A 20,549-nucleotide genomic window follows, 5' to 3' on the forward strand; every position below is an offset into this window, starting at 1 on the left:
TCGCGTCGGAAATGACCTACATGAACGACCTCCAGGCCCTACGCCCAGATGACTCTCAGCCGACACCGCTGTACCTGCAGCTGGCGCGTAATCTGGAGTCGGCGATCCATTCCGGGCAGTGGAAGGCCGAGCAGGCGATGCCTTCCGAGCGCAATCTCAGCGAGCAACTGGGTATCTCCCGGGTCACCGCCCGCAAGGCGCTGGAAGTGCTGCTTGATCAAGGTCTGATCCGCCGCCTGCAAGGTTCCGGCACCTTCATCACGCCCCGTCTGGAACAACCACTGTCGCGCCTCTCGGGCTTCAGCGAAATGCTCCGCCTCAAGGGTTTCGTGCCCAGCTCGCAGTGGCTGGAGCGCGAAATCACCCTGCCGACTCACGAAGAACTGATCCGCCTGAGCCTGTCGCCGAACGACAAGGTGGCGCGCATGAAACGCCTGCGCAAGGCCGACGACACCGTAATGGCCATCGAGATGAGCACCCTGCCCGCCTCGATCATGCCCAAGCCGCAATTGGTCGGCGATTCGCTCTACGAATACCTCGACGGCATCGGCAAACCGATCGTCCGCGCCCTGCAGCACATCCAGGCGATCAACGCCTCGGACGAGTTCGCCGCGCTGGTCGGCATCGCCCCCGGTACCGCCATGCTGCTGATGACCCGGGTCGGCTATCTGGAAGACAACACGCCGATCGAAGTCACCGACACCTATTGCCGCAACGACTACTACGACTTTGTTGCAGAGCTGCGCCGCTAACCGGGCGAAGCCGTCAAACAGCGAGAACCGAAATGTCCGAAGACAACATCCTCACCGCTCACGGCTGGGTTCGCGGCCGGCTGATCCACGAACACGGCAAAGTCGTGTCGATCGAAGGCGTGCCCTGCGATCCGGCCGACAATGACTTTCCGTACCTGCTGCCGGGTTTCATCGACCTGCACGTCCACGGCGGTGGCGGCAAAGACATCATGGAAGGCGCCAGTGCCTTTGAGACCATCACCAAAACCCACGTGCGCTTCGGCACCACTTCGCTGCTGGCCACCACCATGACCGCGCCGAGCGCCGAGATCTCCAGCGTGCTGAAAGAGGTCGGCGAGTTCTGCGAACAGCGTCCGCAAGGCGCCGCCCGGGTACTCGGTGTGCATCTCGAAGGCCCGTACATCAACCCCGGCAAACTCGGCGCGCAACCGAACTTCGCCCACACCGCGTTGATGGCCGAAGTCGAGGAATACCTGGCGCTGGCGCCGATCCGGGTGATCACCATCGCTCCGGAAATCGCCGGCCACGACGGGTTGATCCGCGAACTCAGCAGCCGCGGCATCCGCATGCAGATCGGCCACACCCTCGGCAGTTACGAGGAAGGCGTCGCCGCTCTGGAGGCTGGCGCGACCAGTTTTACTCACTTGTACAACGCCATGAGCCCGCTGCATCACCGCGAGCCGGGCATCGTCGGCGCCGCGTTGGCCCACGCCAAATTCGCCGAGCTGATCCCGGATCTGCTGCACGTGCACCCCGGCGCGATCCGCGTGGCCCTGCGATCGATCCCATGCCTGTATTGCGTCACCGATTCGACCGCGGCCGCCGGCATGCCCGACGGTGAATACAAGCTCGGCAGCCACACCGTGACCAAATGCCTGGGCGGCGTGCGCCTGCCCGATGGCACGTTGGCCGGCAGCACCCTGACCATGGATCAGGCCCTGCGCAACCTGGTGAAGATCGGTTTGCCGATCAGCGAGGCCTCGCAGCGTCTGTCGCAATTTCCCGCCGACTACCTCGGCATCACTGAACGCGGGCGCCTGCAACCGGGTGCCTGGGCCGACTGCGTGCGGCTGGATCGCTCACTCACACTGACCGCCGTCATGGTCGAAGGAGAAGACATTGACTTCAAAAATGCTTGAAGAGGCGCTGTCCTCGTTCGAGGCCGTGCAAGCCCAACTGCAACAGCTCGACCCGCAGATGATCGAGATCGCCGGACGCCTGCGCCGTCAGCCGCCACAAGTGGCGATGACCGTCGCGCGCGGCAGCTCCGACCACGCGGCGAGCTACTTCGCCTACCTGACCATGCAGCAACTGGGTGTGCCGGTGGCGTCGTTGCCGATGTCGGTGGTGACCATGCAGCAGGCGCCGCTGAAGGTCAGCGGTCAGGTGGCGTTCGCGTTCTCGCAGTCGGGGCAGAGCCCGGACCTGGTCAACAGCCTGCGTCTGTTGCGCAAGCGTGGTGCCCTCAGTGTGTCGATGGTCAACGCCAGCGACTCCCCTCTGGAAGCGGCGTGCGAATTCAGTCTGCCGCTGCTCGCCGGCACCGAAAGCAGCGTCGCCGCGACCAAGAGTTTTATCGCCACCCTGAGCGCCAGCGCCCGCCTGATCGCGCACTGGAAAGAAGACAGCGAACTGCTGGAAGCGCACAACGCCCTGCCCGAAGGCCTGCGCGACGCGGCGCAACAAGACTGGAGCGCGGCCATCGACGCCTTGCGCGACTGTGAACGCCTGATGGTCATCGGCCGTGGTGCCGGTTTTGCCATCGCCCAAGAGGCCGCGCTGAAATTCAAGGAAACCTCGGCGATCCAGGCCGAAGCGTTCAGCAGCGCCGAAGTCCGCCACGGCCCGATGGCGCTGATCGACGAGCATTACCCGCTGCTGGTGTTCGCCCCGCGCGGTGCCGAACAGGCCGGTCTGATCAGCCTTGCGGCAGAGATGCGTCAACGCGGCGCCCGTGTGCTGCTCGCGGCGCCGGACGACATCCTCGAACGCGACCTGACCCTGAGCCGCGCCGAACACCCGGCCCTTGATCCGATTCTGGCGATCCAGAGCTTCTACGTGATGGCCGCCAACCTGGCCGTGGCCCGAGGCATGGACCCGGATCAGCCGCGCCACCTGAGCAAAGTGACGCGTACGCACTAAGTCCGAATGACTGCACACCTGATGAGACCGAGCCATGCACAACAACAATAAAGAGCTGACCCTCAGCGCCCCGCTCAGCGGCCCGGTGCTCACGCTCGCCAAAGTCCCGGACGCGGTGTTCGCCAGTGGCACGATGGGCGACGGCATCGCCATCGATCCGCTGAACGACACCCTGTATTCGCCCTGCGCCGGGGTGATCATCCACGTCGCCCGCACCGGCCACGCACTGACCGTGCGTGCCGACAACGGCGCGGAAATCCTCCTGCACCTGGGCCTCGACACCGTTGAACTGAACGGCGAAGGCTTCTCGATGCTGGTCAAGGAAGGTACGCGGGTCAGCAACGGCCAACCGTTGTTGCGCTACGACCTGGACAAGGTCGGCCAGCAGTGCAAGAGCCTGGTCAGCCTGCTGATCCTGACCAACAGCCAGGACTTCCAGGTGCGCCCGATCACGCTCAAACCGGTAAAGGTCGGCGATCCGTTGCTGCACATCGTTGCGCGCAACAGTTCGGTGGCAAATGCTGAAACGCTGGACGGACCCGAGGTTCACGGTCATGTGCTGGTGGCGCATCGCGGCGGCCTGCATGCACGCCCGGCCGCACTGATTCGGCAGACCGCACAAGGCTTCAAGAGCCAGTCGCAGCTGCACTTCGCTGGTAAGTCGGCGCCGTGCAACAGCCTGATCGGGCTGATGGGACTGGCGGTTGGCGAGCAGGATGAAGTGCAAGTCAGCTGTCAGGGGCCGGACGCCGAAGCCGCGCTGCAAGCCTTGCTCAATGCATTGGCGACTGCCCTGCCCGACGACCATCACGCCGCAGCACCGGTCAGCGCCGCACCGCGCAAACGTCCGGCCGAAGCCGGTGTGCTGCACGGTGTGTGCGCGGCGCCGGGACTGGTCGGCGGGCCGCTGTTTCGCTTGAGCGCGATCAGCCTGCCAGTCCTGCCAGTCGATCCCGGCCATCATGATTCAACCGAACAACTACAACGCCTCGACACCGCCCTCAATCAAGTGCGCAGCGAAATCGACGGCACCCTGGCCGAGGCCAAGAGGCACAAGAATGCCGACGAAGAAGCGATCTTCGCCGCGCACCTGGCACTGCTCGAAGACCCGGCCCTGCTCGACGCTGCGCAGCATGCTATCGACCAAGGCACGGCGGCGACTCACGCCTGGAGCCAGTCGATCGACGTGCAGTGCGAAGTGCTGCAACACACCGGCAGCGCACTGTTGGCCGAACGCGCCAACGACCTGCGCGACCTCAAACAGCGCGTCCTGCGCGCCCTGCTCGGTGAAGCCTGGCATTACGACGTGCCGCCCGGCGCCATCGTCGCTGCGCATGAACTGACGCCGTCGGATCTGCTGCAACTCAGCGCGCAGGGTGTCGCCGGGTTGTGCATGGCCGAGGGTGGCGCGACGTCGCATGTCGCGATTCTGGCGCGCGGCAAAGGCCTGCCATGCCTGGTGGCGTTGGGCGCCGCTCTGCTCGATCAGCCGCAAGGTCAGGCGGTGGTGCTGGATGCCGATGGCGGACGCCTCGAACTGACGCCGAACGCCGAACGCCTGGCCGAAGTTCAGCAAGCGCAAATCGAGCGCCAGCAACGCCGCGATGCGCAACAAGCCAAAGCCCATCTGCCCGCCGAAACCCGCAATGGCGTGGCGATCGAAGTGGTCGCCAACGTGGCCTCCAGCCATGAAGCGGCGGACGCCTTTGCCAACGGCGCCGATGGCGTCGGCTTGCTGCGCACCGAGTTTCTGTTCGTCGACCGGCAGACCGCGCCGGACATCGAAGAGCAGCGCGCCGCCTATCAAGCTGTGCTCGATGCCATGGGTGAGCACTCGGTGATCATTCGCACCATCGACGTCGGCGGCGACAAGCAACTCGACTACCTGCCGCTGCCCGCCGAAGCCAACCCGGTGCTCGGCCTGCGCGGCATTCGTCTGGCTCAGGCCCGCCCGGAAATTCTCGATCAGCAACTGCGCGCACTGCTGCAAGTCAGCCCGCTGCGCCGTTGCCGGATCCTGTTGCCGATGGTCACCGAAGTCGACGAACTGCTGCACATCCGTCAACGGGTCGATGCGCTGTGTCTGGAGTTGGGCATCAGCGAGCGCCCGGAAATCGGCGTGATGATCGAAGTCCCCGCTGCCGCGCTGCAAGCCGAACAACTGGCCGAGCACGCCGACTTCCTGTCGATCGGCACCAACGATCTGTCGCAATACACCCTGGCGATGGACCGCGACCACGCAGGTTTGGCCGCTCGGGTCGATGCCCTGCACCCGGCGCTGCTGCGACTGATCGCCATGACCTGCGCAGGTGCGGCAGTGCACAAGCGCTGGGTCGGCGTCTGCGGTGCCCTCGCCTCCGACCCACTGGCGACGCCGGTGTTGATCGGCCTCGGCGTGACCGAGTTGTCGGTGAGCCCGGTGCAGATCGGTGAAATCAAGGATCGCGTGCGCCAGTTGCACGAGGCCGAATGCCAACGCCTCAGCCTCGACCTGTTGAAACTGAACAGCGCCGCTACGGTACGTCACGCCTGCCACCAGCATTGGCCTCTGCACTAACAACAAGCTCTCTATAAAGAGCAGGGAGAACCACCATGTACCAACTCTTCATCGAAGGCCTGCAACGCCTCGGCCGTGCGCTGATGCTGCCGATCGCGATCCTGCCGATCGCCGGGCTGCTGCTGCGTCTGGGTGACACCGACCTGCTGAACATCGCGATCATCCACGATGCCGGGCAAGTGATCTTCGCCAACCTGGCCATGATCTTCGCCATCGGCATCGCGGTCGGGTTCGCCAAGGACAACAACGGCACCGCGGGTCTGGCCGGGGTGATCGGTTACCTGGTGATGATCTCCACCCTCAAGGTGCTCGACCCGAGCATCAACATGGGCATGCTCGCCGGGATCGTCAGCGGCCTGATGGCCGGCGCGCTGTACAACCGCTTCAAAGACATCAAGCTGCCGGAGTACCTGGCGTTCTTCGGTGGCCGACGCTTCGTGCCGATCGTCACCGGTTTCGCCGCCGTCGCGCTGGGCGTGGTGTTCGGCTACATCTGGCCGCCGATCCAGCACGGCATCAACAGCTTCGGCACCTTGATGATGGAAAGCGGCAGCTTCGGCGCCTTCGTCTTCGGCGTGTTCAACCGCCTGCTGATCGTCACCGGCCTGCACCACATCCTCAACAACATGGCGTGGTTTGTGTTCGGCAACTTCACCGACCCGACTACCGGCGCACTGGTCACCGGCGACCTGTCACGCTACTTCGCTGGCGATCCAAAGGGCGGCCAGTTCATGACCGGCATGTTCCCGATGATGATCTTCGGCCTGCCCGCCGCGTGCCTGGCGATGTACCGCAATGCGCTGCCGGAGCGCCGCAAGGTGATGGGCGGGATTTTCCTGTCGATGGCCCTGACCTCGTTTTTGACCGGCGTGACCGAGCCAATCGAATTCGCCTTCATGTTTTTGGCACCGTTGTTGTATCTGCTGCATGCGCTGCTGACCGGTCTGTCGATGGCGATCACCAATGCGCTGAACATCCACCTCGGCTTCACCTTCTCCGGCGGCTTCATCGACATGGTGCTGGGTTGGGGGCGCTCGACCAATGGCTGGCTGGTGATTCCGGTCGGTCTGGCGTATGCCGTGGTGTATTACGCGGTGTTTGATTTCTGTATTCGTCGCTTCAATTTGAAGACGCCGGGGCGTGAGGATGTGGCGGCGGCTGACAAGGCAGTTCTCACCGAGAACGAGCGCGCGGCGGCTTACATCAAAGCCTTGGGCGGTGCCGAGAATCTGGTCACCGTTGGCGCCTGCACGACTCGTCTGCGCCTGGAAATGGTCGATCGCAACAAGGCATCCGATGCGGATTTGAAAGCGCTGGGCGCGATGGCCGTGGTACGCCCGGGCAAGGGCGGCAGCTTGCAGGTGGTGGTTGGGCCATTGGCCGACAGCATCGCCGACGAAATCCGCCTCGCCATGCCGACGCTGGGGCGTGCGTTGGTGGCTGCGCCTGCGGTGGTGGTCGAGGAATCGAAAGCCGTATTGGTCACAGCACCGGAAGCCCAACAATGGCTGACTGCCTTGGGCGGTAGCGAGAATGTGCTGCAACTGGACTGCATCGCCCTGACCCGTATTCGCCTGCAACTGGCCGATGGTAAAGCGCTGTCCGAGGCTCAGTTGAAAGAGTTGGGTTGCCAGGGTGTCAGCCCGTTGGAAGGTGGGGTCTGGCATTTGTTGATTGGCGAGAAAGCGGCGAGTTTGAGTGGGGCGATTGAGGCGTTGGTTAATCGGAGTGAGGTTAGCGCCAAGGTTTAATCAACACAAAAAAACCGGCTCAGGCCGGTTTTTTATCGCTGATACGTTCAGCTCAGGGTAAATGCTGTTCTGCCTGGTAATGGCGAGTCTGGAATGGCATCAGCGTTTGAACCTTCAATCCAAGGCTTTCTGCTAACCCCCAAGAGACGGCTAATTGATCCTTGCGATTGCGTAACGAAACCATCTTTGGAGGTGCAACATCCTGCTTCGGCGTCGAGTGCGCGAAAAGCTGCAACGCATGCAGCGTTTCCAGCACGCGACTATCAGACACACAAGAGAAGCGCGTAAACCGCTCCAACAGGTAAGCCGCGCGACGGCGTTCTATATCGTCACTGTGATTTTTCAGAAACGCCTTAACCTCGCTTTCAACACTGGAATTCGAGTACCACACTTCTTTCGCAGCGTTCACCAGCGCGACGTCATCGGCCTGATTGAGAGGGCTCCTGACGAGAGTATCCAACGCGGATGAGAGGACGTGCGCGTCATTCACCTTCGTCATCTCCCTTCTCCAGATAGTCTTGCAATATGTTAGTCAGAACCGAAGTTGGTGGCTCTTTGTTGCCAACATATACATCAATGGCCTGCAATGCCAGACGCCGGAGCTCGCTGGTCAGTATGAATCCAAACCTGAGAAGGGCATTGATGTCGGCGATATCGTGATCGGTAGCCCTGCCCAGTTTTGTAATGGCTATGTCGACGGGTGCAGCAATATGTACACGCAGAGGGGACACCCGCGAAAACTCTGGCATGGGAATACTTCGAGACCAATAGTCCTCGTGAATCGGGCCAAAGCTAGTGTTGTATTGCAAGTCGTAGTTCAACTCCATCTTTCGCGCAGAACGCTCATCGACAAACGGCTCCGGCACCTCGGCAAGCAGCGTACGCAGGTCGAATCCTGCCGGAATACAAGCCTCATAGATTTCCGCGTCGACGTCCAACGATATGCGGTGATTGGTGTAGAGGTGAACCGCGCATCCTCCAAACACGATGATCTTGACCGCCCCCGGCGCAGCGTTCTCTTGAATCAGTTCCGCCTCAACTGACTTGAACATCGATACCAGCGCCCGCCCCAACGCGGTGTTCGTGTTGAGACGGGGCGTAACGACGGGAAGCAATTCCATTTTAAACCTCAGAGTCATAGCGACGGCTCAGTGAAAAGAGCAACAGCCCGTTTTCGGTCTATTGCCAAGTTCGCTGTTTGCCAGAGACAACCCAAGGTAGAGAGGCTGCTTCCGAGGGACAACCTGAAAATCCGGTAGGAAAAATCTACTAATTGATGAGGTACAGGAAGTATTCCGACAGCTAGAAAAATGCTTTCGCGAGCAAGCTCACTTCCACAGTGAAGCATTTCAAATGTGGGAACCAGCCTGCTGGCGATGAACGATGGGCGCTCGTCAGGTCTGTGGATCGACTCGGTCCAGCACCCGGTTTACCGCGAGTTCGGCGAGCATGATGATTTGCTGGATCACCAGTACGGTGCTGCGTTGCAGGCCGCTGAGTTCGTTGGCGAAGTTGCTGGCCATGGCACTGGCGCAGGCCAACGATTCGTAGGCGTGGGCCAGCAAGGTTTCGGTGTCGATGCTTGGGTTGACCAGGAACATTGTGCTGGACTGATGCGCCTGAGCGGGCTGCGGGGTGAAGTAGAAATCGACAGCGCGCTTGATGGCTTCACGGTCTTTCGTCAGGTCTTCAACCCGGATGGCGTCGACGGGTGGTGCTGTGGTTTCGTGGGGTGGGTCGGGGATCAGTTTGTCCATCGAACAAGTCCTTTTAAGTGTTGCAGCCACTTGCTCCCGATCTCACTCGGAGAAGAGGTGGCAGCCATGTACGGAGTGAGATTACCGGTAAGGACCCCAAATCCGGCCGGACCGAAGTCCGCCCGTACATAGCCGCCATAAGGAATTGCTGACAGCGAAAGCTGACCGCAATTATGGGGGCACTTGTCTGGGGATCCAAATCGGGTATCTCACCTCCCGGTCGCTGAATTGGCAGCGACAGACAAAGCCTAGAGACCGGGCGTCCGAGGGACAACCTGAAAACCTTGTGGGAAGGTTCTGGTTATTTGACACAGATTTAAACAGGCCCAATATCCTTGGTGACCGGACTAACCCCATCGCCAGCAGGCTGGCTACTACGATTTCAACCCGGTGTATTCAGGTAGAGATTGGTCGGCTGTCAGGCCGCCATCGCTGGCAAGCCAGGCTCCCACAGGGGTTGAGTACATCTGCAATGGATCAGTGAGCTGGCAGGACGCCTTCGCGAGCAAGCCCGCTCCCACAATTTCAACCCGGTTTATTCAGATAGAAATTGGTCGGCTGTCAGGCCGCCATCGCTGGCAAGCCAGGCTCCCACAGGGGTTGAGTACATCTGCGATGGATCAGTGAGCTATCAGGACGCCTTCGCGAGCAAGCCCGCTCCCACAGTTTGAACCCGGTGTATTCAGGTAGAGATTGGTCGGCTGTCAGGCCACCATCGCCAGCAAGCTGGCTCCTACAATTTAGCAAGCGCACACCCCATGCGGCGAAGCCGCCCCACTCCAGGATGAGCGCAAGCTCGGCTGTCGCTCTTGATCTTGATCCACGGGCGACGTCGGAAGGCTGAGTGGAGGGATTGATCCGGGGGTGGGAGCGCAGCGACCGTTTGGCGCAGCCAAACACAGCGAGAGGAGGTGCAGCGAAGCAAACCGTAGGCGCTGCCCCCGGATCGATCCCGCAGCGAAGGAACCCCGAGCCCCAGCGAGCGGGCCGAACGCAGGAGCAAGACTTTTTGGTTACTTTTGAGGCGTTTGTCAAAAGTGACTCGCTGTAAGAGCGAAACCGCCAGCCGCAGCACCCGCAGAAACGGATATTCACTCAATCAGACAGAGCATGGTCGCCTGTCAGGGCGCCATCGCGAGCAGGCTCACTCCTACAGAAAAGCAAATCGCAGCCAACAAAAAACCCGCAGACAATCACTCATCTGCGGGTTTCCCGTTCCAGCGGCAAAAAGATCAGAAATCCTCCAACCGCCACACCTCATAAGCCGGCGTCTCGTACGGGTGGCTCAACTTAAGAGCAGCCACCACATCACGAATCAACGCGTCACAAACCACAAGCTCAACCTTCCACTCCTCAACCCGCTCAACCTGCCCCGCTTCCCCAATAAACGGCTGACTGCCATCCAACGGTCGAAACTGACCCAAGCCAAGCACCTGCCACGCACAGTGGTCATAGTCCCCGATCCGCCCACCACCGGCAGCAAATACGGCGTCCTTGACCACCTCGACATGGCTGTCGGGAACAAAAAACCCGAGCTTGTACACGACGCTTAGTTCACCCAGACGCGAGCGTTACGGAACATGCGCATCCAAGGAGCATCCTCGGTCCAGTCTTCCGAACGCCACGAGTTCTGCACCGCGCGGAACACACGCTCCGGGTGCGGCATCATGATCGTCACACGACCGTCGCGGCTGGTGAGACCGGTGATCCCGCGCGGCGAACCGTTCGGGTTGGCCGGGTAGGCTTCGGTGACCTTGCCGTGGTTGTCGACGAAACGCATCGCCACGCAACCGGACAGATCGGCCTCCAGCAACGCCTCTTCGCTTTCGAATTCGGCATGGCCTTCACCGTGAGCGATGGCAATCGGCATGCGCGAACCGGCCATGCCCTGCAGGAAGATCGAGTTCGACTCCTGGATCTGCACCATCGCCACGCGCGCTTCGAACTGCTCGGAGCGGTTGCGCACGAAGTGCGGCCAGAACTCGCTGCCCGGGATCAGCTCGTGCAGGTTGGACATCATCTGGCAACCGTTGCACACGCCGAGGGTGAAGCTGTCGTTACGCTCGAAGAAGCCCTGGAACGCATCGCGGGCACGGCTGTTGAACAGGGCCGACTTGGCCCAGCCTTCACCGGCGCCGAGGACGTCGCCGTAGGAGAAACCACCGCAGGCCACCAGACCTTTGAACTCATTCAGGTCGACACGGCCGGCGAGAATGTCGCTCATGTGCACGTCGATCGCGTTGAAGCCGGCGCGGTCGAACGCTGCCGCCATTTCCACCTGACCGTTGACGCCCTGCTCACGCAGCACGGCAACCTGTGGGCGGATACCCTTCTTGATGTAAGGCGCGGCGATGTCCTGGTTGACGTCGTAGCTCAGCTTGACGCTCAGGCCTGGATTGTCTTCTTCCAGCAGCGCGTCGAACTCTTGCTCGGCGCAGTCGGCGTTGTCGCGCAGACGCTGGATCTGGTAGCTGGTCTCGGCCCACTGACGTTGCAGCAGACGACGCTGGCCTTCGAACACGGTGTCACCGTTGAAGGTGATGTTGATCTGGCCATTGTTGATCGGCTGACCGATCACCGACACGCAGTCGCCCAGACCGGCCGCGCTGAACTGCGCGAGGATGTCCGGCGTGGCGTCCTGACGAACCTGGATCACTGCACCCAGTTCTTCGTTGAACAGGATCGCGGCGATTTCTGCCGAGTTTTCGGCAACGCTGTCCAGGTTCAGGCTCAGACCGCAGTGGCCGGCGAACGCCATTTCCACCACGGAGGTCAGCAGACCACCGTCGGAACGGTCGTGGTAAGCCAGCAGGTGACCGTCGGCGTTGAGGCCCTGGATCACCGCGAAGAAGGCTTTCAGGTCTTCGGCGTCATCGACGTCCGGAGCCTGCTTGCCGAGCTTGCCGTGAACCTGAGCAAGGATCGAAGCCCCCATACGGTTCTGACCACGACCGAGGTCGATCAGGATCAGGTCGGTGGTGCCCTTGTCCATGCGCAGTTCCGGGGTCAGGGTCTGTCGGATGTCAGCCACTGGGGCGAAACCGGTCACGATCAGCGACATCGGCGAGGTCACGGTTTTTTCTTCGCCGTTGTCGTTCCAGCGGGTGGCCATGGACATCGAGTCCTTGCCGACCGGAATGGTGATGCCCAGCTCAGGGCACAGCTCCATGCCGACCGCTTTCACGGTGTCGTACAGACGCGCGTCTTCGCCTGGGTGGCCGGCGGCGGACATCCAGTTCGCCGACAGTTTGATGTCGGAGATCTTGTTGATGCGCGAGGCGGCAATGTTGGTCAGGGTTTCGCCGATGGCCATGCGGCCCGACGCCGGAGCGTCCAGCAACGCCAGCGGAGTCCGCTCGCCCATCGCCATCGCTTCACCGGTGTAGACGTCGAAACTGGTGGCGGTAACTGCGACGTCGGCCACCGGAACCTGCCATGGGCCCACCATCTGGTCACGGGCCACGAGGCCAGTGATGGTGCGGTCGCCGATGGTGATCAGGAAGCTTTTGCTCGCCACGGCCGGGTGATGCAGGACGCGCTCGATGGACTCGCTGATGTCGAGGTTCGACGGATCGAAATCATCGCCCAGCTCGGCTTCGCGAACCACCGAACGGTGCATGCGCGGGGCCTTGCCCAGCAACACTTCCAGCGGCATGTCCACCGGGTTGTTGCCGAAGTGGCTGTCAGTCACGGTCAGTTGCGGCTCGGCAGTGGCTTCGCCGACCACGGCGAACGGGCAACGCTCGCGTTCGCAGATCGCCTTGAAGCGCTCGAAATCGGCCGGACCGACCGCCAGAACGTAACGTTCCTGCGATTCGTTGGACCAGATTTCGTGCGGGGCCATGCCCGGCTCGTCGTTGGGAATGTTGCGCAGTTCGAAACGGCCACCGCGGTCGCCGTCGTTGACCAGTTCCGGGAAGGCGTTGGACAGACCGCCCGCACCCACGTCGTGGATGAAGCTGATCGGGTTCTTGTCGCCCAGTTGCCAGCAACGGTCGATGACTTCCTGGCAGCGACGCTCCATCTCAGGGTTTTCACGCTGTACGGAAGCGAAGTCGAGATCCGCCGAGCTGGTGCCGGTGGCCATCGAGGAAGCGGCACCGCCGCCCAGACCGATGAGCATGGCCGGGCCGCCGAGGACGATCAGCTTGGAACCGACCAGAATCTCGCCTTTCTTGACGTGTTCTTCACGGATGTTGCCCATGCCGCCGGCGAGCATGATCGGCTTGTGGTAGCCACGAACTTCGTCACCGTGCGGGGTGGTGATCGACTGTTCGAAGGTACGGAAGTAGCCAGTCAGGGCCGGACGCCCGAATTCGTTGTTGAACGCGGCGCCGCCCAGCGGGCCTTCAATCATGATGTCCAGCGCGGTAACGATGCGCTCAGGCTTGCCGTACGGCACTTCCCACGGCTGTTCGAAGCCCGGGATCTGCAGGTTGGATACGGTGAAACCGGTCAGACCAGCCTTCGGTTTGGCGCCACGACCGGTTGCACCTTCGTCGCGGATCTCGCCACCGGAACCGGTGGACGCGCCCGGGAACGGGGCAATCGCGGTCGGGTGGTTGTGGGTCTCGACCTTCATCAGAATGTGCACCGGCTCCTGCACCGCGCCGTACTGGCGGGTTTCCGGATCCGGGAAGAAGCGGCCGGCGACGTTGCCGACGATCACCGAGGCGTTGTCCTTATAAGCGGACAGCACGCCTTCGCTGTGCATCTGATAGGTGTTCTTGATCATGCCGAACAGGCTTTTTTCCTGGCTCTCGCCGTCAATATCCCAACTGGCGTTGAAGATCTTGTGGCGGCAGTGCTCGGAGTTGGCCTGGGCGAACATCATCAGTTCGATGTCGTGCGGGTTGCGCTTGAGACCGTTGAAGGCGTTGACCAGATAGTCGATCTCGTCTTCGGCCAGGGCCAAACCGAGTTCGGTGTTGGCTTTTTCCAGCGCGGCGCGACCGCCGCCGAGGATGTCGATCGCGGTCAGCGGCTTCGGCTCGGCGTGGCTGAACAGACCGGCAGCCTGTTCCAGATTGCCCAGGACGATCTGGGTCATGCGGTCATGCAGCACGTCGGCGATTTGCTGGGCTTCGGTGTCGCTGAACTGGCCGGCCACGTAGAACGCGATGCCGCGCTCCAGGCGCTGGATCTTGCTCAGGCCGCAGTTGCGGGCGATGTCGCTGGCCTTGCTCGACCATGGCGAGATGGTGCCGAAACGCGGCAACACCAGAAACAGACGACCGGTCGGCTCTTGTACCGGAACGCTTGGGCCGTACTTCAGAAGGCGCGCAAGCACCTGCTGTTCGTCGCCGGTCAGGACGCCGGTGACTTCGGCGAAGTGAGCGAATTCAGCATACAGGCCACTGACAGCTGGAACCTTCTGGCTCAGTTGCTCAAGGAGTTTGCTGTGGCGAAAGGCAGAAAGGGCAGGAGCGCCGCGCAGGATCAACATCTTCGGGACAGCCTCGGGAAGGGGTGTGCTTTGAGGCCGTGCATTCTAGCCTAAACCGCCCTCAACATCACCCGAAACGCTACGCACGGTTGCACTCGGATATCAATCTGTGTTTCTGCCTTTGAAGTCAAATTTCGAGGGTGTGCGAGCAGCGCTTATTTTTTCTGTCACAAAATGCCGTTCAGCCCCATTCCTGCGGGGTTTCGTGCGGTTTTGTGATCTCTAGCAGACAAGCCCTTCACTGTCGAGATATGGCGCCCGCAGCCGTTTGCGTATACTGCGCAGATGTTTTTCCCAACGGCTTTGCGTCCGCGGTACGCCAAATGGCTGATCGCAACCGGACTCTTCCTGATGCTCGGTGGTTGTGTTGATAAACCCAACACACTCGAGCGAGTAAAGGAGGATGGTGTGCTGCGGGTGATTACCCGTAACAGCCCCGCCACCTACTTTCAGGATCGCAGCGGTGAAACCGGCTTCGAATACGAGCTGGTGAAGCGCTTCGCCGACGATTTGGGAGTCGAACTGAAGATCGAGACCGCCGACAACCTCGATGACCTGTTCAATCAGATCGGCAAGCCGAACGGCCCGGTGCTGGCCGCCGCCGGCCTGGTCAGCAGCGAGGAGCGCAAGAAACAGGTGCGCTTCTCCCACTCCTACCTCGAAGTCACCCCACAGATCATCTATCGCAACGGCCAGTCGCGACCGACCGACCCGGCCGATCTGGTCGGCAAGAAGATCATGGTGCTCAAGGGCAGCACCCACGCCGAACAGCTGGCGGAGCTGAAAAAGAAATTTCCCGGCATCGAATACGAAGAGTCCGACGCCGTTGAAGTGGTCGACCTGTTGCGCATGGTCGATGAAGGCCAGATCGACCTGACGCTCGTCGACTCCAACGAAGTGGCGATGAACCAGGTGTACTTCACCAACATCCGCGTGGCCTTCGACCTCGGCGATGCGCGCAGCCAGAGCTGGGCAGTGGCCGCCGGCGAAGACAACAGCCTGCTCAACGAGATCAATGCCTACCTCGACAAGGTGCAAAAGAACGGCACCCTGCAGCGCCTGAAAGACCGCTATTACGGCCACGTCGATGTCCTCGGCTACATGGGCGCCACTACCTTCGCCCAGCACTTGCAGCAGCGTCTGCCCAAATACGAACAGCACTTCAAGACCTACGCCAAGAAAGAGAAAGTCGACTGGCGCCTGCTCGCGGCCATCGGTTATCAGGAATCGCTGTGGCAACCGGCGGTCACGTCGAAAACCGGCGTGCGCGGCCTGATGATGCTGACCCAGAACACCGCTCAGGCCATGGGCGTATCGAACCGTCTCGATCCCAAGCAGAGCATCATGGGCGGCGCCAAGTACCTGGCCTACATGAAGGATCAGCTCGACGAGTCGATTCAGGAGCCGGACCGCACCTGGTTCGCGCTGGCGGCGTACAACGTCGGCAGCGGTCACCTCGATGACGCACGCAAACTGGCGTCCCGTGAGGGCCTGAATCCGGACAAGTGGCTGGATGTGAAGAAGATGCTGCCGCGCCTGTCGCAGAAGCAGTGGTACAGCAAGACCCGCTACGGCTACGCCCGGGGCGGCGAACCGGTGCATTTCGTGGCGAACATCCGTCGCTACTACGACATCCTGACCTGGGTGACCCAGCCGCAGCTTGAAGGCGATCAGGTGGCCGAGGGCAATCTGCATGTGCCCGGTATCGACAAGACCAAGCCGGCGCAGGAGCCTGCGCCGCTTTAATCAGCCCCCTGAATCCCCTGTGGGAGCGGGCTTGCTCGCGAATGCGGTGTATCAGTCAAAGAATATGTCGACTGACACACCGCATTCGCGAGCAAGCCCGCTCCCACATTGGGTTCTGGGTTGTTGATTAGTGCCTGGCGGCCGCCAGGATCAGCGCCTTCATCTCGGACACTGCCGACTTGAACCCGACGAACAACGCATGCGCCACCAGCGCATGGCCGATGTTCAGTTCGTTGATGCCCTTGATCGCCGCCACGGCTTCGACGTTGTGGTAATGCAGGCCATGCCCGGCATTGACGATCAGGCCTTGCGCCAGACCAAACGCCACGCCGTCCGCCACGCGCTTCAACTCTTCAGCGACTTCAGTCGGGGTCTCGGCGTCAGCGTAGCGCCCGGTGTGCAATTCGATGGCCGGGGCACCGACGCGCTTCGACGCGGCGATCTGGCGTTCGTCGGCATCGATGAACAGCGACACTTCGCCGCCGATCTTCGACAGGCGCTCGACCGCTGCCCTGATGCGTTCCTCCTGCCCCGCTACGTCCAGGCCGCCTTCAGTGGTCAGCTCCTGACGGGTTTCCGGCACCAGGCAGATGTGCGCCGGACGGATGCGCTCGGCGAACGCCATCATTTCTTCGGTGACGCCCATTTCAAAGTTCATGCGAGTCTGCAGCACATCCTTGAGCAGCAGCACGTCGCGCTCCTGAATGTGCCGGCGGTCTTCGCGCAGGTGCACGGTGATGCCGTCGGCGCCCGCCTCTTCCGCGTCCAGCGCAGCCTTGACCGGATCCGGGTAGCGCGTGCCACGGGCCTGACGCAGGGTGGCGACGTGGTCGATGTTCACGCCAAGAAGAATGCGATTGCTGGTGGTCACGGATGCGCTCCTGAAGGGAAAGATTCGGCGCACAGCATATCAGGGCTTGCGAAAGAGCTCGCGGCTGACGAGGGGGCGACCGCCCAAGTGCACGGCCAGTGCCTGACGCATCAGACGCTTGGCCGCCGACAGTGCGCCGGGAGCGGTCCAGTCGGCTTCGGCCATGGCCAGCAGCTCGGTGCCGTTGAACAAGCCCGGCTGCAACAGAAACACCCGCTCAAGTCCGGCGTCCACTTGCAGACGATAGAGACCGTCCGGCGCGACCGGTTCGCTGTGGATATCGGTGCTCAGGGAGAAGCCGTAACCGAGATCGTCCAACAGGCGCCATTCGAACGAGCGCAACAACGGCTCCAGCGGGCGACCTTCGGCCAGGGCCAGCAGTGTTGCAGCGTAATGGTCGAACACCGCCGGGTGCGGGTCTTCGGCAGGCAGCAGGCGGATCAGCAGCTCATTGAGATAGAGGCCACTGAACAGCGCCTCACCGACCATCCAGGTCGCGTTGCCGGCACTTTCCATGCGCCCGACATTCTTCAGTTCACCCTTGCCACGAAACTCGACTTCCAGCGGCACGAACGGCCGCGCCAGTGTCCCGGCCTTACCCCGCGCACTGCGCAACACCGCCCGCAGCCGACCTTGCGGCGTGAGGAAGTCGACCAGCGCGCTGGTTTCGCGGTAGGCGCGCGAATGCAGGACGTAGGCGAGTTGGGCGGGAGGCGGGGTTTGCGACATGAAGTTCTCGATGAAGAAACGCGGTTTTGCACACAACCCAAAACTACTGTGGGAGCGGGCTTGCTCGCGAATGCGGTGAATCAGTCAAAGTATATGTCGACTGACACTGCGCATTCGCGAGCAAGCCCGCTCCCACAGGGGGTTCTCTGATGGATCAGAAAACCGCTATTACAGGTCGCCGTAACCCAGCGAACGCAGTGCACGCTCGTCGTCGGACCAGCCGCCCTTCACCTTGACCCACAGGTTGAGCATGATCTTGGAGTCGAACAGCAGCTCCATGTCCTTGCGCGCTTCGGTGCCGATGCGTTTGATGCGCTCGCCCTTGTCGCCAATGATGATCTTCTTCTGGCCGTCACGTTCGACGAGGATCAGCGCATGGATGTGCAGGGTCTTGCCCTGCTGCTTGAACTCTTCGATCTCGACGGTGATCTGGTACGGCAGCTCGGCCCCCATCTGGCGCATGATTTTTTCGCGCACCAGTTCGGCGGCGAGGAAACGGCTGCTGCGGTCGGTGATCTGGTCTTCCGGGAAAAAGTGATCGTTCTCCGGCAGATGATCGGCGATGACCTTTTCCAGCGCGTCGAGGTTGTGCCCGTGCTGCGCGGAAATCGGGATGATCTGTGCGTTCGGCAGCTGTTCCTGCAACCACGACAGGTGCGGCATCAGCTCGGCCTTGTCTTCGATGCGGTCGGTCTTGTTCAGCGCGACGATCAGCGGGCCGGTCACGTACTGCACGCGCTCCAGCACCATCTGGTCTTCTTCGGTCCACTTGGTGCGATCGACCACGAAGATCACCACGTCGACGTCTTTCAACGCCGCCGAAGCGGTCTTGTTCATGTAGCGGTTCAGGGCCTTTTCGCCACCCTTGTGCATGCCGGGGGTGTCGACGTAGATCGCCTGCACGTCACCCTCGGTCTTGATCCCGAGCATGTTGTGGCGAGTGGTCTGCGGCTTGCGCGAGGTGATCGCGAGCTTCTGGCCGAGGATGTGGTTGAGCAGCGTCGACTTACCGACGTTGGGACGGCCGACGATGGCAACGTAGCCACAGCGAGTTGCGTTTGTATCAGTCATTGCCATTCTCCACGCCCAGGGCAATCAGTGCTGCTGCGGCCGCTACCTGTTCGGCAATACGACGGCTCACACCCTGACCCCGGCTTTTTTCATTCAATAAGACAACTTCGCACTCGACGAAGAAGGTACGGCAGTGCGGTTCACCCTGGATGTCCACCACTTCGTAGCGTGGCAGTTCGCAACCGCGCGATTGCAGGTGTTCCTGCAGACGGGTCTTCGGATCCTTGTTGGTGTCGACCAGCGTCAGGCCTTCGAACTCGCCGGCCAGCCAGGCCAGTACGCGCTCGCGAGCGACGTCCATGCCGGCATCGAGGTAGATCGCACCGATCAGCGCTTCGAGGGCATCGGCCAGAATCGATTCGCGACGGAAGCCACCGCTTTTCAGTTCGCCCGAACCCAGACGCAGGTAATCGCCCAGGTCGAAACCACGGGCCAGCACGGCCAGTGTCTCACCCTTCACAAGGCGTGCGCGCAAACGCGACAACTGGCCTTCGCGGGCCAGCGGGAAGCGATCGAACAACGCCTCGCCTGCGACGAAATTGAGGATGGCATCGCCGAGGAATTCCAGGCGTTCGTTGTTACGCCCGGCAAAGCTGCGGTGCGTGAGGGCCAGCAGCATCAGCTCCTGATCCTTGAAGGTGTAACCGAGCTGGCGCTCGAGACGGCTTAGAGAAACGCTCACGGTTTACCCACGCTGAGTTCGTGGCTGGATTCCACTGCCATCGCCGGGGTACGGCGCAGGCCTGGGACAATTAACGCTGTGTTCAAAAATTACATCCTGAATATCGTGGCTTCATGCCCCGGAGCCGATTTGTGTCGACTCCAGAAATGCATTCGGCGCTGTGGTCAACAGCGCCGTGTGTGATTACTTGATCAGGCCAACCCGCGAGAAATTCGGCAGGTGGCTGAGTTTCGGTTCCGGCCAGCTCATCCAGACAGCGAAGGCTTTGCCGACGATATTCTGGTCGGGAACCATGCCCAGCAGATCCTTGGGAATGTTCGGGTCATCCCAGTAGCGACTGTCGTTGGAGTTGTCGCGGTTGTCGCCCATCATGAAGTAGTGCCCGGCCGGCACGGTCCAGGTATGGTCCGGCGTAGCGCGGTAGCGGCTCATTTCCTTGCGGATCAGGTGCTCGGCGGCGCCGAGTTTTTCCTTGTAGAGTTCCGCGCTGCCCAGCGTGCCCGGCTCGGAGCCGACCAATTGCTCGGCAATCGACTCGCCATTGACGAACAGACGCTTGTCAGCGGTGTAACGCACCGTGTCGCCCGGCAAGCCGACTACACGCTTGATGTAGTTGACGTTCGGGTCGCTCGGGTAGCGGAACACCATCACATCGCCACGCTGTGGATCACCGACTTCGATGACTTTCTTGTCGATCACCGGCAGGCGGATCCCGTAAGAAAACTTGTTCACCAGAATGAAGTCGCCGACGTCCAGAGTCGGTTTCATCGAGCCGGACGGGATCTGGAACGGTTCCACCAGGAACGAACGCAGCACCAGCACGATGAACAGCACCGGAAAGAACGACTTGCCGTATTCAACCAGCAACGGCTCTTTGTTCAGCTTCTCGACCACCACGGGCTCGGGCTGGCTGACACTGCCTTGATAAGAGGCAATGGCAGCACGCCGACGCGGCGCCAGGAACAGCAGATCGAGCAACGCCAACAGGCCGCAGACGAACACGGCGATGACCAGCAACAGCGGGAAATTTAGTGACATAGGACCT

At 61.5% G+C, this 20,549-nt stretch carries 16 protein-coding genes and 1 pseudogene; 6 read left to right on the forward strand and 11 right to left on the reverse strand.

Annotated features, from left to right (window positions below):
• Positions 1 to 11: 11 nt before the first annotated feature.
• From LCH64_RS14375 to nagE, 5 genes are read left to right on the forward strand one after another with little or no spacing between them, the layout of a single operon-like run.
• Positions 12 to 752 (forward strand): GntR family transcriptional regulator, encoded by a 741-nt coding sequence (locus tag LCH64_RS14375; protein WP_166496649.1) that lies wholly within the window; start codon positions 12 to 14, stop codon positions 750 to 752.
• Between the two features lie 32 nt (positions 753 to 784).
• Positions 785 to 1,891, forward strand: coding sequence for an N-acetylglucosamine-6-phosphate deacetylase (nagA, locus tag LCH64_RS14380; protein WP_226500575.1), 1,107 nt, complete (start codon positions 785 to 787; stop codon positions 1,889 to 1,891).
• Positions 1,884 to 2,894, forward strand: a complete 1,011-nt coding sequence (locus tag LCH64_RS14385; protein WP_226500664.1) for an SIS domain-containing protein — start codon at positions 1,884 to 1,886, stop codon at positions 2,892 to 2,894. Before nagA ends, LCH64_RS14385 begins: the two co-directional genes overlap by 8 nt.
• A gap of 34 nt (positions 2,895 to 2,928) precedes the next feature.
• Entirely contained in the window at positions 2,929 to 5,451 is a 2,523-nt protein-coding gene (gene ptsP, locus LCH64_RS14390; protein ID WP_226500576.1) for a phosphoenolpyruvate--protein phosphotransferase, read from the forward strand.
• Between the two features lie 35 nt (positions 5,452 to 5,486).
• On the forward strand, positions 5,487 to 7,202 hold the full coding sequence (gene nagE / locus LCH64_RS14395) for an N-acetylglucosamine-specific PTS transporter subunit IIBC (protein ID WP_201135729.1): 1,716 nt from the start codon (positions 5,487 to 5,489) through the stop codon (positions 7,200 to 7,202).
• A 52-nt stretch (positions 7,203 to 7,254) separates the two neighbouring features.
• Here the strand turns inward: nagE and LCH64_RS14400 are convergent, their stop codons facing one another.
• From LCH64_RS14400 to purL, 5 genes are all read right to left on the reverse strand, one after another.
• A complete protein-coding gene (locus LCH64_RS14400; protein WP_007967820.1) occupies positions 7,255 to 7,701 on the reverse strand; it encodes a hypothetical protein in 447 nt (148 codons plus the stop codon).
• On the reverse strand, positions 7,685 to 8,323 hold the full coding sequence (locus tag LCH64_RS14405) for a DUF6036 family nucleotidyltransferase (RefSeq protein WP_226500577.1): 639 nt from the start codon (positions 8,321 to 8,323) through the stop codon (positions 7,685 to 7,687). The genes LCH64_RS14400 and LCH64_RS14405 overlap by 17 nt, the downstream gene beginning before the upstream one ends.
• 273 nt (positions 8,324 to 8,596) lie before the next feature.
• Positions 8,597 to 8,959: a DUF6124 family protein gene (locus LCH64_RS14410; RefSeq protein WP_226500578.1), complete on the reverse strand. Its 363-nt coding sequence runs from the start codon at positions 8,957 to 8,959 to the stop codon at positions 8,597 to 8,599.
• Positions 8,960 to 10,191: 1,232 nt separating this feature from the next.
• A complete protein-coding gene (locus LCH64_RS14415; protein WP_047601396.1) occupies positions 10,192 to 10,503 on the reverse strand; it encodes a YqfO family protein in 312 nt (103 codons plus the stop codon).
• Positions 10,504 to 10,508: 5 nt separating this feature from the next.
• Positions 10,509 to 14,405, reverse strand: coding sequence for a phosphoribosylformylglycinamidine synthase (gene purL, locus LCH64_RS14420; protein ID WP_226500579.1), 3,897 nt, complete (start codon positions 14,403 to 14,405; stop codon positions 10,509 to 10,511).
• A gap of 285 nt (positions 14,406 to 14,690) precedes the next feature.
• On the opposite strand from purL, the gene mltF reads away from it, so the two are divergent.
• Positions 14,691 to 16,151, forward strand: a complete 1,461-nt coding sequence (gene mltF / locus LCH64_RS14425) for a membrane-bound lytic murein transglycosylase MltF (RefSeq protein ID WP_080593223.1) — start codon at positions 14,691 to 14,693, stop codon at positions 16,149 to 16,151.
• A gap of 17 nt (positions 16,152 to 16,168) precedes the next feature.
• On the opposite strand, the pseudogene LCH64_RS28370 reads toward mltF, so the two are convergent.
• The 6 genes and pseudogenes from LCH64_RS28370 to lepB form a co-directional block, all read right to left on the reverse strand.
• Positions 16,169 to 16,279: pseudogene (locus LCH64_RS28370) on the reverse strand (metal ABC transporter ATP-binding protein); the annotation flags it as partial.
• The gene (gene pdxJ / locus LCH64_RS14435) at positions 16,279 to 17,022 is read right to left on the reverse strand and encodes a pyridoxine 5'-phosphate synthase (RefSeq protein WP_226500580.1); all 744 of its coding nucleotides are present in this window, start codon (positions 17,020 to 17,022) and stop codon (positions 16,279 to 16,281) included. The pseudogene LCH64_RS28370 and the gene pdxJ, both read right to left, overlap by 1 nt.
• Positions 17,023 to 17,061: 39 nt before the next feature.
• A complete protein-coding gene (gene recO / locus LCH64_RS14440; RefSeq protein ID WP_226500581.1) occupies positions 17,062 to 17,751 on the reverse strand; it encodes a DNA repair protein RecO in 690 nt (229 codons plus the stop codon).
• A gap of 168 nt (positions 17,752 to 17,919) precedes the next feature.
• Complete coding sequence (era, locus tag LCH64_RS14445; protein WP_003221935.1) at positions 17,920 to 18,822, reverse strand: GTPase Era; 903 nt, start codon at positions 18,820 to 18,822, stop codon at positions 17,920 to 17,922.
• On the reverse strand, positions 18,815 to 19,504 hold the full coding sequence (rnc, locus tag LCH64_RS14450) for a ribonuclease III (protein WP_024011703.1): 690 nt from the start codon (positions 19,502 to 19,504) through the stop codon (positions 18,815 to 18,817). Before rnc ends, era begins: the two co-directional genes overlap by 8 nt.
• Positions 19,505 to 19,687: 183 nt before the next feature.
• The gene (gene lepB / locus LCH64_RS14455; RefSeq protein ID WP_003221931.1) at positions 19,688 to 20,542 is read right to left on the reverse strand and encodes a signal peptidase I; all 855 of its coding nucleotides are present in this window, start codon (positions 20,540 to 20,542) and stop codon (positions 19,688 to 19,690) included.
• Between the last annotated feature and the right edge of the window lie 7 nt (positions 20,543 to 20,549).

Origin of the sequence: Pseudomonas sp. MWU16-30322, assembly GCF_020515535.1 — a bacterium.
Taxonomy (GTDB): domain Bacteria; phylum Pseudomonadota; class Gammaproteobacteria; order Pseudomonadales; family Pseudomonadaceae; genus Aquipseudomonas; species Aquipseudomonas fluorescens_H.